This is a genomic window from uncultured Methylobacterium sp. (assembly GCF_964242245.1).
Lineage (GTDB): Bacteria > Pseudomonadota > Alphaproteobacteria > Rhizobiales > Beijerinckiaceae > Methylobacterium.
In genome coordinates, this window is the sequence record NZ_CAXTBY010000015.1 from 14,366 (window position 1) to 32,851 (window position 18,486).

The 18,486-nt window shown below is 67.5% G+C and carries 17 protein-coding genes, 3 tRNA genes and 1 pseudogene; 14 read left to right on the forward strand and 7 right to left on the reverse strand.

Annotation, left to right across the window (positions count from 1 at the left end; translation table 11 throughout):
* Positions 1-78: 78 nt before the first annotated feature.
* Positions 79-393 carry a hypothetical protein gene (locus ACFE8Y_RS05870; RefSeq protein ID WP_375463458.1) on the reverse strand — a complete coding sequence of 105 codons (315 nt, stop codon included), beginning with the start codon at positions 391-393 and terminating at the stop codon, positions 79-81.
* A 305-nt stretch (positions 394-698) separates the two neighbouring features.
* On the opposite strand from ACFE8Y_RS05870, the gene ACFE8Y_RS05875 reads away from it, so the two are divergent.
* Both ACFE8Y_RS05875 and hslU read left to right on the forward strand, forming a co-directional pair.
* Positions 699-2,369, forward strand: coding sequence for a methyl-accepting chemotaxis protein (locus ACFE8Y_RS05875; protein ID WP_375463459.1), 1,671 nt, complete (start codon positions 699-701; stop codon positions 2,367-2,369).
* Between the two features lie 453 nt (positions 2,370-2,822).
* Positions 2,823-4,136, forward strand: coding sequence for an ATP-dependent protease ATPase subunit HslU (gene hslU, locus ACFE8Y_RS05880; protein ID WP_375463460.1), 1,314 nt, complete (start codon positions 2,823-2,825; stop codon positions 4,134-4,136).
* Positions 4,137-4,192: 56 nt separating this feature from the next.
* Here hslU and ACFE8Y_RS05885 read toward each other — a convergent pair whose 3' ends face one another.
* Positions 4,193-4,375 carry a hypothetical protein gene (locus ACFE8Y_RS05885; protein ID WP_375463461.1) on the reverse strand — a complete coding sequence of 61 codons (183 nt, stop codon included), beginning with the start codon at positions 4,373-4,375 and terminating at the stop codon, positions 4,193-4,195.
* 4 nt (positions 4,376-4,379) lie between these two features.
* Positions 4,380-5,441: an MBL fold metallo-hydrolase gene (locus ACFE8Y_RS05890; protein WP_375463462.1), complete on the reverse strand. Its 1,062-nt coding sequence runs from the start codon at positions 5,439-5,441 to the stop codon at positions 4,380-4,382.
* 437 nt (positions 5,442-5,878) lie between these two features.
* Between ACFE8Y_RS05890 and ACFE8Y_RS05895 the strand changes: the two genes are divergently transcribed.
* Together ACFE8Y_RS05895 and ACFE8Y_RS05900 are read left to right on the forward strand one after the other, a co-directional pair.
* Positions 5,879-6,847: a DUF6925 family protein gene (locus ACFE8Y_RS05895; protein WP_375463463.1), complete on the forward strand. Its 969-nt coding sequence runs from the start codon at positions 5,879-5,881 to the stop codon at positions 6,845-6,847.
* A complete protein-coding gene (locus ACFE8Y_RS05900; RefSeq protein ID WP_375463464.1) occupies positions 6,844-7,389 on the forward strand; it encodes an AAA family ATPase in 546 nt (181 codons plus the stop codon). The genes ACFE8Y_RS05895 and ACFE8Y_RS05900 overlap by 4 nt, the downstream gene beginning before the upstream one ends.
* Before the next feature lie 414 nt (positions 7,390-7,803).
* On the opposite strand, the gene ACFE8Y_RS05905 is transcribed toward ACFE8Y_RS05900, so the two are convergent.
* Positions 7,804-9,060: a glycosyltransferase gene (locus ACFE8Y_RS05905; RefSeq protein WP_375463465.1), complete on the reverse strand. Its 1,257-nt coding sequence runs from the start codon at positions 9,058-9,060 to the stop codon at positions 7,804-7,806.
* Between the two features lie 357 nt (positions 9,061-9,417).
* Between ACFE8Y_RS05905 and ACFE8Y_RS05910 the strand changes: the two genes are divergently transcribed.
* The 4 genes from ACFE8Y_RS05910 (at position 9,418) to ACFE8Y_RS05925 (ending at position 12,134) form a co-directional block, all read left to right on the forward strand.
* Entirely contained in the window at positions 9,418-9,555 is a 138-nt protein-coding gene (locus tag ACFE8Y_RS05910; protein WP_375463466.1) for a hypothetical protein, read from the forward strand.
* A 107-nt stretch (positions 9,556-9,662) separates the two neighbouring features.
* Positions 9,663-10,304: a hypothetical protein gene (locus ACFE8Y_RS05915; RefSeq protein ID WP_375463467.1), complete on the forward strand. Its 642-nt coding sequence runs from the start codon at positions 9,663-9,665 to the stop codon at positions 10,302-10,304.
* Between the two features lie 7 nt (positions 10,305-10,311).
* Positions 10,312-11,508, forward strand: a complete 1,197-nt coding sequence (locus ACFE8Y_RS05920) for a hypothetical protein (RefSeq protein WP_375463468.1) — start codon at positions 10,312-10,314, stop codon at positions 11,506-11,508.
* 23 nt (positions 11,509-11,531) lie between these two features.
* Positions 11,532-12,134 (forward strand): protein-S-isoprenylcysteine O-methyltransferase, encoded by a 603-nt coding sequence (locus tag ACFE8Y_RS05925; RefSeq protein ID WP_375463469.1) that lies wholly within the window; start codon positions 11,532-11,534, stop codon positions 12,132-12,134.
* 490 nt (positions 12,135-12,624) lie between these two features.
* On the opposite strand, the gene ACFE8Y_RS05930 is transcribed toward ACFE8Y_RS05925, so the two are convergent.
* A tRNA-Gly gene (locus ACFE8Y_RS05930) sits at positions 12,625-12,699 on the reverse strand.
* 174 nt (positions 12,700-12,873) lie between these two features.
* Between ACFE8Y_RS05930 and ACFE8Y_RS05935 the strand changes: the two genes are divergently transcribed.
* The 4 genes from ACFE8Y_RS05935 to ACFE8Y_RS05950 all read left to right on the forward strand — a co-directional run bounded on the left by ACFE8Y_RS05935 (position 12,874) and on the right by ACFE8Y_RS05950 (position 14,305).
* Positions 12,874-13,557, forward strand: coding sequence for a Maf-like protein (locus ACFE8Y_RS05935; protein ID WP_375463470.1), 684 nt, complete (start codon positions 12,874-12,876; stop codon positions 13,555-13,557).
* Positions 13,554-13,748, forward strand: a complete 195-nt coding sequence (locus tag ACFE8Y_RS05940) for a DNA gyrase inhibitor YacG (protein ID WP_375463471.1) — start codon at positions 13,554-13,556, stop codon at positions 13,746-13,748. The genes ACFE8Y_RS05935 and ACFE8Y_RS05940 overlap by 4 nt, the downstream gene beginning before the upstream one ends.
* Positions 13,749-13,851: 103 nt before the next feature.
* Positions 13,852-13,927 (forward strand) — tRNA-Phe (locus ACFE8Y_RS05945).
* A 93-nt stretch (positions 13,928-14,020) separates the two neighbouring features.
* Entirely contained in the window at positions 14,021-14,305 is a 285-nt protein-coding gene (locus ACFE8Y_RS05950) for a DUF6538 domain-containing protein (protein WP_375463472.1), read from the forward strand.
* Positions 14,306-14,514: 209 nt separating this feature from the next.
* Here ACFE8Y_RS05950 and ACFE8Y_RS05955 read toward each other — a convergent pair whose 3' ends face one another.
* Entirely contained in the window at positions 14,515-15,534 is a 1,020-nt protein-coding gene (locus ACFE8Y_RS05955; protein WP_375463473.1) for a sensor histidine kinase, read from the reverse strand.
* 610 nt (positions 15,535-16,144) lie between these two features.
* Here ACFE8Y_RS05955 and ACFE8Y_RS05960 point away from each other — a divergent pair.
* Together ACFE8Y_RS05960 and ACFE8Y_RS05965 are read left to right on the forward strand one after the other, a co-directional pair.
* Positions 16,145-17,374 (forward strand): sensor histidine kinase, encoded by a 1,230-nt coding sequence (locus ACFE8Y_RS05960; RefSeq protein ID WP_375463474.1) that lies wholly within the window; start codon positions 16,145-16,147, stop codon positions 17,372-17,374.
* A gap of 422 nt (positions 17,375-17,796) precedes the next feature.
* Positions 17,797-17,888, forward strand: a tRNA-Ser gene (locus tag ACFE8Y_RS05965).
* A gap of 82 nt (positions 17,889-17,970) precedes the next feature.
* Here the strand turns inward: ACFE8Y_RS05965 and ACFE8Y_RS05970 are convergent.
* Positions 17,971-18,396: pseudogene (locus ACFE8Y_RS05970) on the reverse strand (transposase); the annotation flags it as partial.
* Positions 18,397-18,486: the final 90 nt, after the last annotated feature.

An 18,486-nucleotide genomic window follows, 5' to 3' on the forward strand; every position in this document is an offset into this window, starting at 1 on the left:
GCCGGTGGTCAAGGCGGACGTTCGGCCCGAGCGTCGCCGCGCCGGATGGCAGCGGCGAGAACCCGCGCGGACGATGCCCTAGACCCGCCTGGGAGGTTCGTCCACCGGCCGGGGCATCCGCACGGACTGCACGGGGTCCGCCGCGGGGCGGAAGTCCGCCGCGACGTGGCGGGGCAGGGGTGTCGGGCCCGGCTCGCGGCCTTGGAAGGCTGACGGATCGTCGGCGCCGGCAACATCCAGCACGGCTGCGGAGCCCTCGACCTGCGCAGCCTCGACGGACGTGGCCATCGCCGCGAATGCACCGGTGGCGAAGCGCGGGATCGACGTCCGTGGCAGGCCCGCGAGCAGCAGCGCGAGCGCGGCGAGGCCGGCCAGCAACAGGATCTTCCGCATCAAGCGTCCTGAACGAGGCGCACGGGAGGGCGCATCGGTTTCGAAATGGGAGCCACGTCGGCGGATAAGGGCTTCGCCATGCTGCGACGCAACAACCTGCGACAGTCTGTCAAGGTCGCAGGTGGCGGTCGCGAGGCCGCTGCGCCCGCGGCGCACTCATCCGCGCGACGCCGCGGGCTTGGAGCGCCTCACGAAGCGCCGGTTCAATCGTCGCTGTCAGTCGGTTGCTTGATGAGGAACCCTTAACCTGATCTTGATCAGCGTTCTTCATGATGCCGGCAGCAAAGTGGAAGGCGAAGAGAGTCATGAAGATCGGTGCCAAGCTTCTCGGTTTCGTTGCCGCCTGCAGCGTCGTCACCCTCGTCGTCGCGGGCATCAGCATCGATACCCTGCGCAGATTCGACGCCTCCATCCGTGAGGCGCGCAACGCGACCGAGAACGCCCTGTTTGCCGCCGAACTCAACCGGCTCGCCACCGACACGGCCCTCGAATCCCGCGGCATCTACGCCGCCGCCGACGTGGCCGCGGCCGGCAAGTACGCCGAGCGCATCCTCCGCGACCTCTCCGCCATCGATGCGCTGCTGGGCGCGTGGAGCCCGGCGCTGCCGGCCGCCGACCGCGCGCTGTTCGCGCAGGTGATGCGGGACGCGGCGGCGTTCAAGCGCCACCGCACGGAGACGGCGCGGCTCGGGACCGAGGTCTCGCCGCGGGCCGCCGCCGATCAGGGCTTTACCGAGGAGAACCGGGCCAACCGCGTCGCCTTCCAGACGAGCATCGACGCGTTCGTGACGCGCGGTCGCGCGCGGATCGACGCGATCGATCGAGCGACCGACGCCCTGTCCGCCGAGCGGCTCCGCCTCCTCGTCGCCCTGGCCTTCGGCGGCACGCTGAGCGGGCTGCTGATCGGCGGGGTCTTCGGCTACCGGCAGATCGTGCGGCCGCTGACCGCCGTCTCCGCCGCGATCCGCCGCCTGTCGGAGGGCGACCGCGCGCTCCCCGCGGTGAAGCCCAGCCGCGACGAGATCGGCGCGATCTGGGCGAGCATGCGCATCTTCGCCGACGCGATGCGCGAGGCCGACGCGATGCGGCACAGGCAAGCGGCGGTCGCCGTCGAGGCGGGCGCTGCCAAGCGCGCCGCGATGGACGCGCTCGCCGACCGGTTTCAGGGCAGCATCGGCGGCCTCGTCGGCCACCTCGCGCTGGCGGCCGGCACGATGGAGGAGACCGCCCGCGCCCTGGCGGAGAACGCCGAGCACACCAACCTCCAGTCCCGCGCCGTCGTGGCGGCGGCGGACCAAGCCTCGATGAACGTCCAGGCGGTGGCGGCAGCGACGGAGGAACTCGCCGCGACCGCCAACGAGATCGGCGCGCAGGTCTCGCAGACCTCGGTCGCCGCCGCCGGCGCCGTCGAGAGTGCCCGGCGCACCAACGACGCCGTGCAGCGCCTCGCCCGCAGCGCCGCCGGTATCGGCGAGGTGGTGTCGCTGATCTCCGGCATCGCCGGCCAGACCAACCTGCTGGCCTTGAACGCCACCATCGAGGCGGCCCGCGCGGGCGAAGCGGGGCGCGGCTTCGCGGTCGTGGCGAGCGAGGTGAAGAACCTCGCCGGCCAGACCGCACGGGCCACCGACGAGATCACGGCGCAGATCGCTGCGATCCGCGCGGCGACCGCCGAGGCCGTCATCGCGATCGAGGAGATCGGCGGCAGCATCGGCTCCGTGCACGAGATCGCCCTTGGGGTCGCAGCCGCGGTGGAGGAGCAGCAACTGGCGACGCAGGAGATTGCGCGCAGCGTCGGCGACGCGGCGCGGGGCACCCAGGCCGTCACCGAGACCATGGCCGGGGTCCAGGCCGCCGCCCTCCAGGTGGGGTCGGGCGCCGCGCAGGTGCTCGCCGCGGCCGAAGACCTCGCCCACCGCTCCGACGGCCTCGGCGGCGAGGTCGAAGGGTTCGTGCGCGAGGTGCGGGCCGCTTGAAGCACCGGCTCCGCCGTCCGGCCTTCCAGGCAACCAATCCTTCCAGGCAAGAGGGTCAGGTCCGCGCGTGATCGAGGGGCACGCCGATCGTGTCGATCCGGTCTCCCGATGCGGACCTGGAAAGCGTCGGCGTCCACCCTTAGATCGGTGCCATGGGCCAGCCTGATCGATCCCGTCCTTCGCACGCCGGCGGCCTTCCCGTCCTTCGCACGCCGGCGGCCTTGCGGTGATCGACCATGCCATCGCGCCGCGCGCGGCGGTTCCCGGCATCCGCGCGCTCGCGCAGGTGAACGCCCTCGGCCACGGAGACGTAGGCTCGGCCGCGTCCTCGAGCACCCTCCCGCGCGACGCCTTCGTCGGGCTCGGCCCAGGCCGGCGTGTCCTGTGCAGGGCCATTCAGCGCGGCCTCACCCCCCGCCTCGCCGCCCTGCCGCCTCACCCGATCGGAGCCCGATGACCACCTTCTCCCCTCGCGAGATCGTCTCGGAGCTCGACCGCTTCATCGTCGGGCAGCACGATGCCAAGCGCGCGGTCGCGATCGCCCTGCGCAACCGCTGGCGCCGCCAGCAGCTCACCGGCCCCTTGCGCGAGGAGGTCGCCCCGAAGAACATCCTGATGATCGGCCCGACCGGCTGCGGCAAGACCGAGATCGCGCGGCGGCTGGCGCGGCTCGCGGGCGCGCCCTTCCTCAAGATCGAGGCGACCAAGTTCACCGAGGTCGGCTACGTCGGCCGCGACGTGGAGCAGATCGTGCGCGATCTCGTCGAGGTCGCGATCGGCCTCGTGCGCGAGGAGAAGCGCAAAGCGGTCAAGGCCAGGGCGGAAGCCGCGGCCGAGAACCGTATCCTCGACGCGCTGGTCGGCCCGACCGCCTCCGCGCCGACCCGCGACAGCTTCCGCAGAAAGCTCCGCGACGGCCAGCTCGACGACAAGGAGGTCGAGATCGAGCTCGTCGGCAACCCGTCCTCCGGAATGCCGATGTTCGAGATCCCCGGAATGCCCGGCGCGTCGATGGGTGCGATCAACCTCGGCGACATGTTCGGCAAGGCGTTCGGCGCCGCCAAGGGCAAGCCGCGCCGGATGAGCGTGCGCGACGCCTACGCGCCGCTGCTCGCCGAGGAATCCGACAAGCTCGTCGACGACGACGCGCTGATCCGCGAGGCGATCCGCGAGGTCGAGGACAACGGCATCGTCTTCCTCGACGAGATCGACAAGATCTGCGCGCGGGAAGGGCGCTCCTCGGCCGACGTCTCGCGCGAGGGCGTGCAGCGCGACCTGCTGCCGCTGATCGAGGGCACCACGGTGGCGACCAAGCACGGCCCGGTGAAGACCGACCACGTGCTGTTCATCGCCTCGGGCGCCTTCCACGTCTCGAAGCCCGCCGACCTTCTACCGGAATTGCAGGGGCGCCTGCCGATCCGCGTGGAGTTGCAGCCGCTGACCGTGGAGGACTTCAAGCAGATCCTCACCTCGACCGAGGCGAGCCTGCTGAAGCAGACCGTGGCGCTCCTGCAGACCGAGGGCGTCACCCTGGCGTTCTCGGACGACGCGGTCGACGCGCTCGCCCGCGTGGCCGTCGAGGTGAACGGCTCCGTCGAGAACATCGGCGCGCGCCGGCTCCAGACCGTGCTGGAACGGGTGATCGACGAGATCTCGTTCTCCGCCACCGACCGCTCCGGCGAGACGGTGGCGATCGACGCGGCCTACGTCCGCGACCGGGTCGAGAGCTTGGCCGCCGACGCCGACCTCAGCCGCTTCATCCTGTAGCGTCCGGTCGTCCGCGGGGACGCAAGTTCGCGCGACGATCGCGCGCTGCCGGACCTTCACCCGCTGCCCTCGACCACCGTGAGATGGCTGGTGTAGACGCCGAGCAGGGATGCGGGCGTGCGCGTCGCGACCGGCAGACCCGACGAACGATGGCCGGAATCGCGTATCCTGCCCGGGCCGGCAGCCGGGTCTGGTGCGGCCTCGTCGGTCTCATGAGGTCCGGCCGTGCGACGCCCCACGGTCTCAGGCCGTCCAGACCTGACCGGGCCGCAGCGCCAGGAAGCTGTCCGGTGGGCGCCCGGCGGCGGCGAGCGCCGCCTCCAGCGCCTCGGCCGGCCGTGCGACGCCCTCGTCGGTGAGGCGGAACGTGCCCCAGTGATGGCCGAGCGCCTGGGGGTCCCCGAGCAGGGCGACGGCCGCGACCGCCTCCGTCGGGTTGATGTGCTGGGCCTGCATGAACCAGCGCGGCTCGTAGGCGCCGATCGGCAGGGTCGCGAGCCGGGGCACCCCGAACCGGGCTCGCACGTCGCGGAAGATCGCGCCGTCGCCGAACCCGGTGTCGCCGACGTGATAGTGCACGCCGGACGGCGACGTGATGACGAAGGCGCACCACAGGGCCATGCGCCGGTCGTTGAGGCCGCGGGCGGACCAGTGGCAGGTCGGCGTCAGGTGGACCATGAGCCCGTCGCCGAGGTCGACCGAGCCGCCCCAATCCAGGGTCTCGACGTGCATCGTGTCGTCGTAGCCGCGCAGGATGACGTCGTTGCCGAGCGGTGCGACGACCAGGGGCTGATGCGCCTGCCAGATCCGGGCGAGGCTCGGGCCGTCGAGATGGTCGTAGTGGTTGTGGGTCACGAGCACGGCGTCGATCGGCGGCAGGTCGGCGAGCGCGATGCCGGGCGGGTTCACGCGCCTGGGGCCGGCGAAGCGCACCGGACTCGCGCGCTTGGCGAAGACCGGGTCGATCAGGATGTTGCGGCCGGCGACCTGGACGAGGTAGCTCGCGTGCCCGATCAGCACGACCCGCAGGCCCGCGACCCGCTCCGGCGGCCGGTCGGCGGGGAACGGGCTCGGAAAGTGCCTCGGCCAAGCCTCGGCCTGCCGCGCGGACTTCCAGCGGGCGATGTCGGCGAGGTCCTTGTCGACCACCTGTCCGGGCGCGAAGAAGCGCACGCCGTCGAAGTGGTCGCTCTCCGGCCCGCGATAGTACGGATTCCGTCCGCGCCGGTGCACGGCGTAGCCGACGCCGCCGAGCGTCATCACCGTGGCCGCGCTCGCGGCCGTGAGCAGGCTTCGCCGTTTCATGAGGCAATCAGATGGATGGGACGAGCCCCGGTCAAGCGCGCCGGTGACGCGGCGTGGAGCGCTGTCCGATTCGCGATTTGACCGATTCGGGAACAGCTTCAGGTGCTCGCCGGCCTTGAGCGCCCGCGATCGGAGAGGAGGCCTTGGCGCGTCGCTGGCACCGTTCGCGGCGGTCATGGGCCGCAAGATGTAGCCGATTCCGCCACACTGAACCTGTGCGCGGACGAGTTAGTCCTGCGGCTCGCCGACCCGGTTCTGCGACCGCGTCGTTGTGATGCGCGACGGCTGCATCGCGGCCGACGGTCGGCCCGATGCGGCCTTGACGGATGCGCTGCTCGCGTCCGTGTTCGGCGTTACGGTCCGGCGCGGGGCGCATCCGGACGGCACGCGCTACATCCTGCCCTGGAATCGACCCGGGCCGACCTTGGAGGAGACCGATGGTGCACCTCGCCGATCCTGACGCCGTGGCGGCCCTCCTGCACGAGGCGCTGGCCGATCCGGGCACGGCCTGGAGCCTCGGCAGCTTCGGCGCCATCGCCGAGTTCATGCGCGATCCCGACGAGCCCATCTCCGGCCTTCCCGACGACCGGCTCGGCATGGCCACCGCCCGCGGGGCCATCGCGCTCAGCCCCCGCGCCGACCTGCGGCCGGTCGCCTACGAGACGTCCGTGTCCTCCGGCTGGAACCACGCCGTCGCCCTCTGCCTGCCGGAGGATGCTTGCGCCATGAGCCGCCGGAGCGTCGTGACGGAACTCGGCCCCGACCGCGACGCGGCCAGGCCCCAGGATCGCGACGGCGTGCTGTTCGACCTCGGCCTCGACCTGCGCGCGGTCGATGCCTGCGTGCGGACCAGCGACCCGGAGGCCATCGCCTGCCTGCGGGCGGGCTGCGGCAGGCCCGTGTTCGATCCCGCCGGCCCGATCGGACAACGCCTCGTCGCCCTGAGCCCGCACCGGGTCTTCCTGGCACGGATCGGGCGCGTCGAGGTCTACGCCCCGATCCCGGGCCCCGGCGGCACCAGCCCGGAGGGACCGCACACCCACGTCCTGCCCAAGCTCCTCAAGGGCGGTCGGACGCATGCGGCGACCACGCCGATCCCGGCCGGGCTCGTTCCCTGCGCCGGCCTGCACCCGGCCCATCCCTACAAGGACATGATGGGCCAGCGCATCGCCTTCGATGCCGGCCGCCACGAAGCCTTCCAGGTTCTCCTCGACCGCTGGGGCGATCCCGAACTCGTCGCGATCAAGCGCGGCGCGGGCGAGAGGGCTGCCCCCACCGTGTCGAGCCGGCACGCCCAGGGCGCCCGGCGCGTCGCCGAGGTCCAGGCGCGCTACCTCCGCGGCGAGACCATCGCGGCCGCGGCCGGCGACGAGGAGGAGGACGAGGCGGCCGACGTCCACGCATGAGCGAGCCTCCCGTCGCCATCGGAGGCATGGCCTCGCGCCAGCGGGTCGTCGGCCTGATCGGCTGCCCCGGCTCCGGCAAGACGACCTATGCGCGCCGGTTCGATCCGCTCGACGGCTGGGTCCACCTCACCCTGGACGACCTGCGCCAAGCCCTGTGGCCGCCGCATCGGCAGGTCTACTGGCAGGTCCGGATGGGACGCCACGACAACGAGGCGCAGCGACTGCTCCACCGCGTGAAGGAGGCGGCCCTCGAGACCGCCCTCGCGCAGGGCTTCCACGTCGTGATGGCCGACACCCACCTGACGCCTGCGGCGTTCGAAGGCGCGCTGGCGATCATCGAGCGGTTCCGGATCACGGTCGAATGGAAGCTCTTCGACGTGCCCTGGGAGGTCTTGCTCGCCCGCAACGCGGAACGAGGTGCTGTTGACCCCGCCCATCGCCAGCCCGACCACGTCCTCGGGCTGACCTACGGGGCTTTCCACGCGCCCGACGCTTGGTGGCGGACGCTCCCGCCGAGCCAACTGGAAGTCGTGACGGGTTGATGTCCCGGCCGCCCGCCGCGAACCGCATCCGAGTGCGGTTTCAGATCGGCGTTCCGCGCCGTCCTTGATCAGGCGGAACAGACCGTTGCGCCGGATCTGGAGGTTCATCTGGTGGTCGATACCCTGAAGACGCCCGAGACGCCGTTGCTGCACGACGGGCTGGTTCAGCACCCGCGGTTTCCTCTGCCGTTCACGCCGACGAGCCCGTCGTGGCTGAACCTGGTCGCAGGTTGGTTCTCGCTGCCGAGCCGGCGTCGGCTGACGCGGGGGCGTTCACCGGCACGGCGGACGCGGAAGGCCGCGATCCGGGCCCGCATCGCCGCGACCAACGCTCATCCCAAACCGTTCGTCCGGACCAAGTCCGCCGACGCAGTCTCGGCCAGCCTCGCACGATCCTGCCGATGACTTCTCAACTCAAACCACCAGAGTCGACTTAAGCATCGAGCGCTCGATGACATCGCAAGCCTCCTTCACACCATCACCATCAAGCGCATGGTTCCGCAGGTTGCGGCATGCCTGCTTGACGTCGGGATCGGAGAGTAGGCGCGTAAGTCGCCGCGCGCCGCGGGCCGGGGTGAAGCGGCGGCGTGACAAGCTCGCACCAACGCCGAGTTCTGTAACCCGCCTCGCCTCGTCGAAGTGGTTGAAGGCCAGCGGCACGATCATCTGCGGTACGCCGGCCTTCAGCGCCAGCGCCACGGTGCCGATCCCGCCATGGTGGACGAGCGCGTCACAGCACGGCAACAGTTGGCTCAACGGCGCGAAGGGCACATGGATCACATCGCGCCCAAGATCGGGCGGCACCTGCCCCTCCTGTGGCGCCAGGAAGATGCCACGACGTCTCAGCCGTGCACAGATCGCACGCGCGGTCTCGAAGAACGGACGCCCCTGCCGCATTCCCGAGCCGTAAGTGAAGACCAACGGCTTCGGGCCGGCCGCGAGGAATGCTGCCAGCGCCGGAGACAAATCCGCAGCATCTCCCAGGTGGTCAGCAGTCGGGAACCCAACTTGGACCGCGTGGGCCGGCCAGTCCGGCTGGCGCGGAGCGTACCAGTCGGGGAACATCAGGATCAGCTGTGGCGTGAGGTTCCACCAGTGGCGCAGCCGACCGGCCCGCGGCAGGCCGATCGTCGCGCGGAACGCGTTCAGGCGCGGCAGCGCGGCCGGCTGGATCACGAACTTGTCGGCTCCGCGGCCCAACCAGTGTCGGACGTGGGGTGGAAGGAACCGTGGAAGCGGAAAGCCCGGCAGCATCGGTGGCGCGTGGCGGCTCTCCATCAGCATCGGCATCACGTGGACGACGATGAGCGGCAGGTCGAGCTTGTCCTGCGCGACCCGCGCGCCGAGGCTCAGCGTCGAGGCGACGACGATACCATCGGTCCACCCGCCTTCGAGCCAGCGATACGTCGGCTCGGTCAACGCAGAGAAGAAGTCGAAGGCGGCGCGTACCCCCCGCCAAGGCCGCCAGAGCTGCGGATCGGCGACGAAGTCGTCGAACTGTGCCTGCGTCCCGAGGGAATGAAACGCGAGCCCGATCCGTGCGGCTGAGGCCGCGAATGGTGCCGGTGCTGCCAAGATGACGGTGTGGCCGCGGCGCATCAGTTCAGCGCCAAGGGCGATGAACGGGAGCACGTCGCCGTGGGTGCCGACCGCGACCAGATGGATCTTCATCACTCTGCCTGATCTCGACAGTAAATCGACGTGCTCATCGTGAAGAGCGAGACGTGGACCAGCTACCTCGAAGCTCGGTATCATGGTTCTAACATAGAAAACTTCCCGAATTTTCGATCAACAGACTTGAAAGATGTCTGATTTGCTAAATTTCGTGAGATAATAGATGACAATCATGTTATATTATATCACACGAAGATTATACATGTACTTGAAAAATATGAATTGCTTATATTTATATTTTATTAGTCAAAATTAAATCTACTTACAATCGTAATTTATGATGGTGTTGCAATTATGTCATATCTATAGTGCCCTTTGACGACTAAGACTTAACCACTCAATTGGGAGAGGGCAATGACCGCACATCGAGGCAAGGTAAAGCAGATCGCAATTCTGGCGGTGACCGCCGCCATCGCGTTTCAGGCGGCCGGCTGCCTGGGCAAGGGCAAGGCTCCCCCGCCGATCGATGCGCCGATCATCCGCAAGGGCTGATCGCATCCCGGCCGGCCTGCGTATGCGGCCCGTAGGTGGGATCGAAACCGGCACGGCTTCGGGTCCGAAGTCGTGCCTTCTCAAGCCTTTGTATTTGGGTGAGAGCGATGAGCGAGAGCCGCGAGAGTAGCGGGACGGCCACCGCGCGGCGCCTGGGTTTCGGAGCCGTCGCGATCCTGATAGCGGTCGCGCCGCTTCAGCCAGCCGCCGCCGTCGTCTCCGGCGCTTCTCAGAACAAGGCTGTGCGCGCCGCCCAACGGCGTGCCGGCCAAGCCTACGCTATCGAGTTCCGCGCGCGCCATGCGCTGAGCTACGGCCACACCTTCGTCATGTACGGTCCGCTCGACGCCAAAGGCAACTTTGCCACGCGGACGGTCGCGGGCCTGCACCCGGCCGGCGAAGATCCGACGCCGTGGATGGTCGGCCACGTCCTGCCGGTGCATTCGGAGACCGGACCGAGCGACGGCGACCTCGACGACCGATACGTCTCGGCGCGCTACCGGGTGACCATGGGTCCCGAGGAGTACAAGCGCGTCTTGGCCTACATCGAGAGCTTGAAGATGAACTCTCCGTCTTGGCACGCACTGTTCTACAATTGCGGTGCCTTTGCGGCCGATATAGGCCGTTACATGGGCCTGCGCGCGCCGAGTTCTGTATTCATCTATCCGAAAGACTTCATCGAAACAATGCAAGCCATGAACGAGGGCAACGATCGCACTGGAGCACCCTCCCTCGCGGCGACACCCTGAAGCTGTGGTGGCCATGGGCGACGCAGGCTGTGGCACGATACGCAATCGCTTGGTATTCCAGATCTACGGCTACCAGCCGACTTCCCCCGAACGCTTCCATAGCCGCTTCGGCCGCGACTTGGCGACGTTCGGGACGACTTGGTACCTGCGGACGGAACTTGGACCAGCTTGGATCGAAGCCGACGCGGTTGGCTGGTCCGTCCGCGTCGGCGGACCCGGCTGGGAAACCTGGACCGACTACCGAATCGTGCGCCTCGACGACCTGATCGCGCAGAAGCATAGCCAACCGCTTGGTACGCGCCTCGTGCAGGGCTACCTCGGCCTCCTTGACTTCGTGCTCGACCGCGCGCTGTCCCGGTACCTGCGCCTGCGCTGGCCTTACGCCGTGTTCACGCTCTACCCGCTCGTCATCACGGCGCTGGCGGCCCTCGTGGGCGGCTTCATCGGCTGGACGATCTCCCGGGTCGCGGAGGCACTCGCGGGCGGCATCGCCGGCGGGCTCGCCTTCGTCGCTCTGTTCATCCTTTCCAGCCGTAAGTTCTACTTGCTCGCACTTCTGGAGGACTGGGCCTTCGCCAGCATCCTGGTCCGGCGCCTTGAGCCCGAGATTGACCACCGCCTGGACCGAGCTTGCGACGAGATCGCAGCCCGCGTCGCCGGAGCCACGGCCGACGAGGTCCTGCTGATCGGTCACAGCCTCGGTGCCGTCCTGGTGCTGCACTTGGCCGCCAAGCTTATAGCGGTACGCGTGCCGATGTCTCGCGTCGCGGTCCTGACCTTAGGGTCGTCGCTGCTGAAGATCGGCCTGCACGGGGCCGCCCACGATACCCGTGCGGCGACGCGGGCTGTGGCAGCCGCGCCCGACCCGGTCTGGGCAGATTATCAGTCGGTGCTCGACATTATGAACTTCCCCGGCATCGAGCCGGTCGCGGCCATGGGCGTTCCGGCACCGCATCCGCCAATCGTCCGGACAGCGCCGTTCAGCCGGATGCTCGATCCAGCGGCCTACCGGAGGTTGAGGTTCAACTTCTTCCGCACGCACAACCAGTTCGTCCACGCCGGAACGCGGCGGTGCGCCTACGACTACTTCATGTTCGCTTGCGGGCCATTCGCCTTCGCCGACCTAGCGACGGCGCGGGATGGGGCAGTGCCGCGGATCGGGGACAACGGCGCGCTCTGCGGCACCGGTCCCGACCTGGCCTAAATCCAGGCTGATCAAGGATGTGAATGCTCGGACACGTCGCTTTCCTGGGGCTGATGGTCGGTTGGTACGTGATCCGACTGCCGCACCTCGTGCGCTCCCGTCGCACTCCGGTCGTAGCATCGCGCCGGGACCTGCGCGAGCGCGTGCTGATGGCGATATCCGGTGCCGGGCTCGGCTTCGTGCCGCTGGGGTACATAACCTTCGGCTTCGGCGGTATCGGCGACCGGCCTACCCACATCGCTTCCGTGATCGCCGGCATCGCCGTGGCACTCTTGTCGCTGTACCTGTTCCGCGAGAGCCATCGCTGGCTCGGGCGGCAATGGTCGGTCAGCCTTGAACTTCGGATCAACCATAAGCTCCAAACCGATGGTATCTACCACTACGTCCGTCATCCCATGTACGCTGCGTTTTGGCTGTGGGCCCTTGCGCAGGGACTGCTTCTTCCAAATTGGTTCGCAGGACTGTCAGGCCTCGTCGGCTTCGGCAGTCTGTATATCTTTAGAGTTCCGGTCGAAGAGCAGATCATGCTTGACACCTTCGGCGACGCATACCGCGACTACGCCCACGCGACCCCGCGCATCATTCCCCGTAATTTTCTACCTTTGATACGGTTTCCGGCTGATTGAGTCGGGTGGGATTCCCATGGTGTGTGGGCGGGTTTCGTGGTGTGGCCCTGGATCGCGGAGGCGGACATGGCGCCCATCGCCGATCATCCGAGCGTCAGAGGATCAGGGCCGGCGGGCGCGCACGCGCAGCGACGGGTGCGCGGCGCGGCACGATCAGGCGATTTGGCTTCTGGCTCAGGGCAAACCCTTGTCCGAGGTCGCAGCCCTCACCGGCTTCGTGCCGCGCTGGTTGGAACGACTGGCCAGCCGCGACAACCAGTTCGGCCGGGACGCCCTAGGCGACCGCCGTCGCCGCAACGGCTGCGGCGCACACGCAGGGCTCGACGACGCTGCACCACTCGCGCGGGGCAATCGGCAAATCTGGCGTTTCGCCGAGTTGCGGGCGGCCCACCGGACCACAGGGAACAAGCCCTGAACCGGCGTGGGGAACGACGGGGAACGCGAGGTCAGCGGTAGAGCGTTAAACGGGCTGACGCTTCAGCAGGTTAGTTGGAGCGGGCGATCGGGATCGAACCGACGACATTCAGCTTGGGAAGCTGACGTTCTACCACTGAACTACGCCCGCGCCGGGCGCCGCCGAGGCGGTGTGAGCTGGACCATAGCAGAGCGCGGGGCGTTGTCCACGGGCTACGGTCCTGGACCGGCACGCGCGGGCGGCTCCGTTCCCAACGCGGCGGCATTCGACTATCACCTACGGCTCGTGAGGCATCCGCGCGTCGGCGCACGTCATTGGAGATCCATGGACGCCCAACCAGATCAGGCTACCCGGTCCGTGGCCGCCGCGGATGCGGCCGTATCGGCCAAGCCGGTCATGCGGCTCATCCTCGCCTCGGCCTCGCCGCGCCGCCTCGCCCTGCTCCAGCAGATCGGCATCGAGCCGGACGCCCTACTTCCGGCTGATGTCGACGAGACGCCGCTCAAGTCGGAAGCGCCGCGCGAACTGGCCCGCCGCCTCGCCCGGGCGAAGCTCGCCGCCGCGCAGGCCGCCCTGCCCCCGCGCGAGGACGGGGCGGCCACCTGGGTGCTCGCGGCCGACACCGTGGTGGCGGTCGGCCGCCGCGTCCTGCCGAAGGCCGAGGTGCCGGACGAGGCCGCCGATTGCCTGCGCCTGTTATCTGGACGCCAGCACCGCGTGTTCACCGCCATCTGCCTGCTGTCGCCGAAGGGCGTGCGCCGCGAGCGGATCGTCGAGAGCCGTGTCCGCTTCAAGCGCCTGTCTCCGCGGGAGATGACGCGCTACCTCGCCTCGGGCGAGTGGCGGGGCAAGGCCGGGGCCTACGCGATTCAGGGGCTCGCCGGCGCCTTCGTGGTCAAGCTCGTCGGCTCCTACAGCGCCGTCGTCGGCCTGCCGCTCTACGAGACGATGAACCTCCTCGACGGCGAGGGCTTTCCGGTGCGGAGCGGCTGGGGAGCGATGACGTGACCAAAACCTCGGCGCAGGCCGTACCCTGCCCGATCTGCGGCCGCCCGGCCGATCCGCGCCTGAGGCCGTTCTGCTCCGAGCGCTGCTCGGACATCGATCTCGGCCGCTGGCTCAGCGACCGCTACGTGATTCCGACGTCGGACGACGATGACGGCGAGCCGGAATTGCCGCCAAACCCCGATCGTCGCTAGGCTGCCGGAACATTCGATTGGGTCGCCCGGATCAGGCTGGACAGGCCGAAGGGCACTGACTATACCCCCCCTCCAGCCGGAGCCGCAGAGCGGCGAGGCGGGAGCCCAGGTAGCTCAGTTGGTAGAGCATGCGACTGAAAATCGCAGTGTCGGCGGTTCGACTCCGTCCCTGGGCACCATCGCTCTCTTAACGTGTTGAGCGGCCACGACGAATAGCAAAATCAGCGACTTAGACCGCCCGATTGGTACAAGCGGGTGGTACAATGGCGTTGATGACGACGCGTCCCTGGAAGCATCCCAAGACCGCCTCCTACTACCTGCGCCGGGGCGTGCCGCTCGACCTGCGCGCGCTCGTCGGCAAGCGCGAGAAGGTCAGCCTCGGCACCAAAGATCCTGTTGAGGCGAAGCGCCTGCACGCCATCGCTCTCCTGGAGCTGGAGCAGCGTTGGGCAGCGTTGCGGGTGGGACCGCGCCGCCTGAGCGAGCGCGAGGCGCACGAACTCGCTGCCCCTTTCTACGACCACTGGATCGGGGTGTATCGCGACGAGCCCAACTGACATTGAACAGCGCCTGCCCCCGCCAGTACACGTTCAGGGTCGTGCCTCGTGGCGCGATGAACAGGCCGGGGTCGTGCAGGACATCGTGCCACCATCCTCCGCGGGTGCTCTCACCAGCAGTCGGTCGAACACACCATAGCGCGAGGCCGTGAGCCTGATGCTTGGCTCGAAGTTCCCGATGTTCGTTGCCTGGGGGACGGCAGGTCAGGTCAGGGGTGACTGATGGAGACCATCGTCCCGGGCTCGCCGTCCGCTACGCGAACCTTGGCGTTCAACTGATTGGCCAGGGCCTCGACGATGCTCGTTCCGAGGCCGGGTCGGCCACTGATCGGTTCGGTTGGCATCCCGATCCCGTCGTCGCTCACCATCAAGGTCCACTCGGAACCATGGGACCGGTAATCCACCTTGATGGTGCCCTTGCTCTGGCCCGGGAAGGCGTGCTTGAGCGCGTTGATGACGAGTTCGGTCACGATCAGGCCGAGGCTCACCGAGATGTCCGCACCGACCGCACTGTCGTCGGCGGCAGCCTTCAGCGACACTAGGTTGTGGTCTCGGATCATCGAGGCCCCGATGCTGTCGCAGAGTCCCTCGAAGTAGCTCCTCAGCGCCACGTCGCCGAGCCGCTGCGGGGCAAGGTGCTTCTGGACGGCCGCAATCGACATGACGCGATGGTGGGCCTCGTGAAGATGGCCTCGTGTCTCGTCGGAGGTGGCACGCGTGGCACTCATCATCAGCACGCTGGCGATGATCTGGAGGCTGTTGGCGACCCGATGCTGAAGCTCCTGGAGGAGAATGGCCTTCTCCCGCAGCAGGTCGTCCTTCAGCTTCTCGGCAATCCGGGCGTCCGTGATATCGGCGACGGTGAGGAGAAGCCGCACGTGGTCTGGCTGGCCGTAGTCGAGCTTTCGCGCGTTCAGGACCAGGCGCCGGTTCTCGCGTCCAGGGCGGCGAAGGTCCATCTCATAGGCATCAATGTTTGCGGCTCCGGACGCTGTCGCTCTGAGCAGGGACCGAAGCTGGGGCACGTCCCACTCGCCGCTGCCCAGCACGGAAAACTGGGCGCCGGGCACGCTCGACGGGTCGATCTGAAAGGTGTGGCAGAAGCAGGCACTGGCAGCCGTGATGCTCAGGTCGGCCTCGAGAAGAAGGAGCGGAGCGTTCGAGGAAGCGACCAGCGCCAGCGCCAAGCCATCGACGGCACCGGGATGAGGAATGGCTGGCGAGGACATGGCGCGCTCCGAGTAGGCGCTGGAGATCGGCGCAGCCGACGGCGTCCTAGGCGATACGATGAATGAGGTTGGACCGGTTCAGGCGTGCGGCCAACCTTTGATTTGCGACAATCGTATCATGATTTCGGACCGGTGATAGAAGATATTTTCATGCTTAAAATGCGGCGCTTCGCTGGAAACAAATTTAAATTTCAAATGTTGAAGGAATATATTGCGAGGCATTTATTTCGCATTTCCTAAGAAATACATGTTTTATATCAGTGTGATAAGCTAAAAATTGGAAATTAATCGAGTGCCGTCATCTGCCCCTCTGGCCCCTGTTTTGCAAAGCCTTGATGCCGCAATCCCCCATCTCTCGGTTCCCATCGCAACATGACGAGCCTATTCCTGCAGCGCCTTGGGGGGCCACCCCGCCGCTTCCACGGCGTGAGAACCGTGCTTGGTGGTGAGCGAGCAAGCGGCGTGACGCGGCGAATGTCTGCCGGCACATCAGACGCCAGCGCCGCGTGACACCAGCCCACCAGCAGCAGGACCTACCCGCCTACCTTCAGAGTTCAAGCTGGCGCTCCAGGCCGGTACGTCCTGAAAGTCTTGCTTCCAGGAGACCGAATTGACGCCGCGCCACGACGAGATCTCCTCCGACAATGACAGGGAAGCCTCACTCGAAGCTGAGGTCGCCCGACTGAGACTGGCCTTGGATGAAGCCGTCCGCCGTGCAGCCAGCAGCACATCCTCGGCCCTCATCGACCACGAGCGGGAGCTCGCGGAAGCGCGCGCCACATCGGCTCTGCATCAGGCACGTGCCGACGACCTGGAGCAGGCCTTTGCCGATCTGAAGGCACGCCATGCCACGTTGGCGACGAGCGAAGCGCGCTACCGCCTCGCGGTGGAAAGCGCCACGGACTATGCGATCTTCACCATCGATCTTGCCGGCCGCATCACCGGCTGGAATACGGGCGCGCAGAACCTGCTCGGATGGAGCGACGAGGAGGTCGTCGGACACCCCGCGAACGTCATCTTCACGCCTGAGGACGACCGCCATGCCATCCCCGAGGAGGAGATGAGGGTCGCCGTCAGCGAGGGCAGAGCCGACGACAACCGCTGGCACCTGCGCAAGGACGGCGCGCGGTTCTGGGCCAACGGGCTGATGATGCCCATGCGGGACGACGAGGGCGCCCTTGCTGGCTTCCTCAAGATCCTGAGGGACCGCACCGATGCCCGGCGTGCCAGCGAGCACCGGGAGCTTCTCATCAACGAACTGAACCATCGGGTGAAGAACACGCTGGCGACGGTCCAGGCGTTCGTTACCCAGACGCTTCGTACCGCCGCTTCCTTATCCGAGGCGCGTGAGGCCATCATCGCCCGCCTGATTGCGTTGGCAAAGGCGCATGACGTGCTGACCGCCGAGTGTTGGGAAGGCGCGGACCTCGCCCAGATCGTCGCCGACGCCCTGCGCGTTCACGCAGGTGATGGGCAACGGTGCACGTGGCAGGGCAATCCCGTCAGGGTCACGCCCCGCGTCGCCCTCGCCCTGTCGATGATGCTGCATGAACTGGCCACGAACGCGATCAAGTACGGTGCGCTCTCGAACGCGACCGGTAGCGTGGCCGTATCGTGGGCGCTGTCCTCTACCGATGGCCCGGGACCCGACGCCGACCTCCGGCTTGGTCTGCGATGGGAGGAGCGCGGCGGCCCGACCGTGACACCCCCGCTCCGAAAGGGCTTTGGCTCTCGACTGATCGAACGGGGGCTCGCCAACGAACTGAGCGGCGAGGTGCGCATGCACTACGAGTCTGCCGGTGTCGTGTGCACCCTCGAAATGCCTCTGGGAAGTGGCTGATCCTCCCAATCAACCCAATTCAAAACCAGCCGGTCGGGTCGATTGCGGCTCGTCCAAGTGTTGAAGATCGCCGCCGTCGGCTTCCGGCTGATCTCGCTCATGATGGCGATGAGGCGCGTCGAGAACCTTCCGGTTCACCACCACCGCCTCGCCGTGACCTTCCCACGTACACTGCGGGAAAACCGCGACATCGGGCGCGGATCAATCCCTTCAGGACACGGTCTACGTAGTCGGCGGTGCGACGGATCATCTGCACGCGATCCACACCCTATGGCATCAGGCCGCCTGCCGCCGCGAAACGCCGTGTGCCGTAGATCGGGGGAGCTTGGCGACCGCCACCCGTTCGACGATCTGGCGTCGCACGCTCAGCACGCCTGAGCGGCTTGACCACCCCGACACGAGCTTCTAGAGCCAACAACGCTGGAGACGTGGCCGAGCGGCTGAAGGCACTCGTTTGCTAAATGAGCATGCCCCGAAAGGGGTATCGAGGGTTCGAATCCCTCCGTCTCCGCCATTTAAGCCGTAAGTATATATCGCGGCTCACCGTTTTTCCGGACGTCTCTGCCGATCCGCCTCCCTGGTACAGAATGCTGGTACAGGACATGGCGCTTGATGCCTTTGATCTTCTTGTTGCCGTCGTAGCCGCGCAAGCCGGCTTGCGGGCCGGACGTGACGCTTTGCGAATCCAGGATCGCCGTCGATAGCTCGGGCTGGCGGCCCTGCTCACGGCGCACCGCCCGTGTCAGCAGGCTGCCGATCTCCGACCAGATCCCGTCAGACCGGAAGCGGTCGTGCCAGGTCCGCACGGTCTCCCACGCTCCGAAGTCCTTGGGCAGGTAGCGCCAGGGACAGCCGGTCTTGTCCAGGTACAGACAGGCATCCACCATCTCACGCAGATCTGCCGTCAGAGGATCGTAACCCGACAGGAGGGGCTCGATCGTCGCCCACTCCACAGCCGTCAGATCGCTTGGATAGCGCCGACCGTCAGCCCTGTAGGTCTCTCGATCTGCCTCAGTCCACATCGCCCGATCCTCCTCAGGAGGTCAACGCGGAACAGCATGAAATGGTCAAACAGGCTCTGATCTCCCACGGCTACGTCCGCGGCGAAGCTG

Bases quoted from the DNA above. Each gene is read 5' to 3' on its own strand.
- ACFE8Y_RS05870 (WP_375463458.1), bottom strand. From the start codon at position 393: ATGCGGAAGATCCTGTTGCTGGCCGGCCTCGCCGCGCTCGCGCTGCTG.
- ACFE8Y_RS05875 (WP_375463459.1), top strand. From the start codon at position 699: ATGAAGATCGGTGCCAAGCTTCTCGGTTTCGTTGCCGCCTGCAGCGTC.
- hslU (WP_375463460.1), top strand. From the start codon at position 2,823: ATGACCACCTTCTCCCCTCGCGAGATCGTCTCGGAGCTCGACCGCTTC.
- ACFE8Y_RS05890 (WP_375463462.1), bottom strand. From the start codon at position 5,441: ATGAAACGGCGAAGCCTGCTCACGGCCGCGAGCGCGGCCACGGTGATG.
- ACFE8Y_RS05895 (WP_375463463.1), top strand. From the start codon at position 5,879: ATGGTGCACCTCGCCGATCCTGACGCCGTGGCGGCCCTCCTGCACGAG.
- ACFE8Y_RS05900 (WP_375463464.1), top strand. From the start codon at position 6,844: ATGAGCGAGCCTCCCGTCGCCATCGGAGGCATGGCCTCGCGCCAGCGG.
- ACFE8Y_RS05905 (WP_375463465.1), bottom strand. From the start codon at position 9,060: ATGAAGATCCATCTGGTCGCGGTCGGCACCCACGGCGACGTGCTCCCG.
- ACFE8Y_RS05910 (WP_375463466.1), top strand. From the start codon at position 9,418: ATGACCGCACATCGAGGCAAGGTAAAGCAGATCGCAATTCTGGCGGTG.
- ACFE8Y_RS05915 (WP_375463467.1), top strand. From the start codon at position 9,663: ATGAGCGAGAGCCGCGAGAGTAGCGGGACGGCCACCGCGCGGCGCCTG.
- ACFE8Y_RS05925 (WP_375463469.1), top strand. From the start codon at position 11,532: ATGCTCGGACACGTCGCTTTCCTGGGGCTGATGGTCGGTTGGTACGTG.
- ACFE8Y_RS05935 (WP_375463470.1), top strand. From the start codon at position 12,874: ATGGACGCCCAACCAGATCAGGCTACCCGGTCCGTGGCCGCCGCGGAT.
- ACFE8Y_RS05950 (WP_375463472.1), top strand. From the start codon at position 14,021: ATGACGACGCGTCCCTGGAAGCATCCCAAGACCGCCTCCTACTACCTG.
- ACFE8Y_RS05955 (WP_375463473.1), bottom strand. From the start codon at position 15,534: ATGTCCTCGCCAGCCATTCCTCATCCCGGTGCCGTCGATGGCTTGGCG.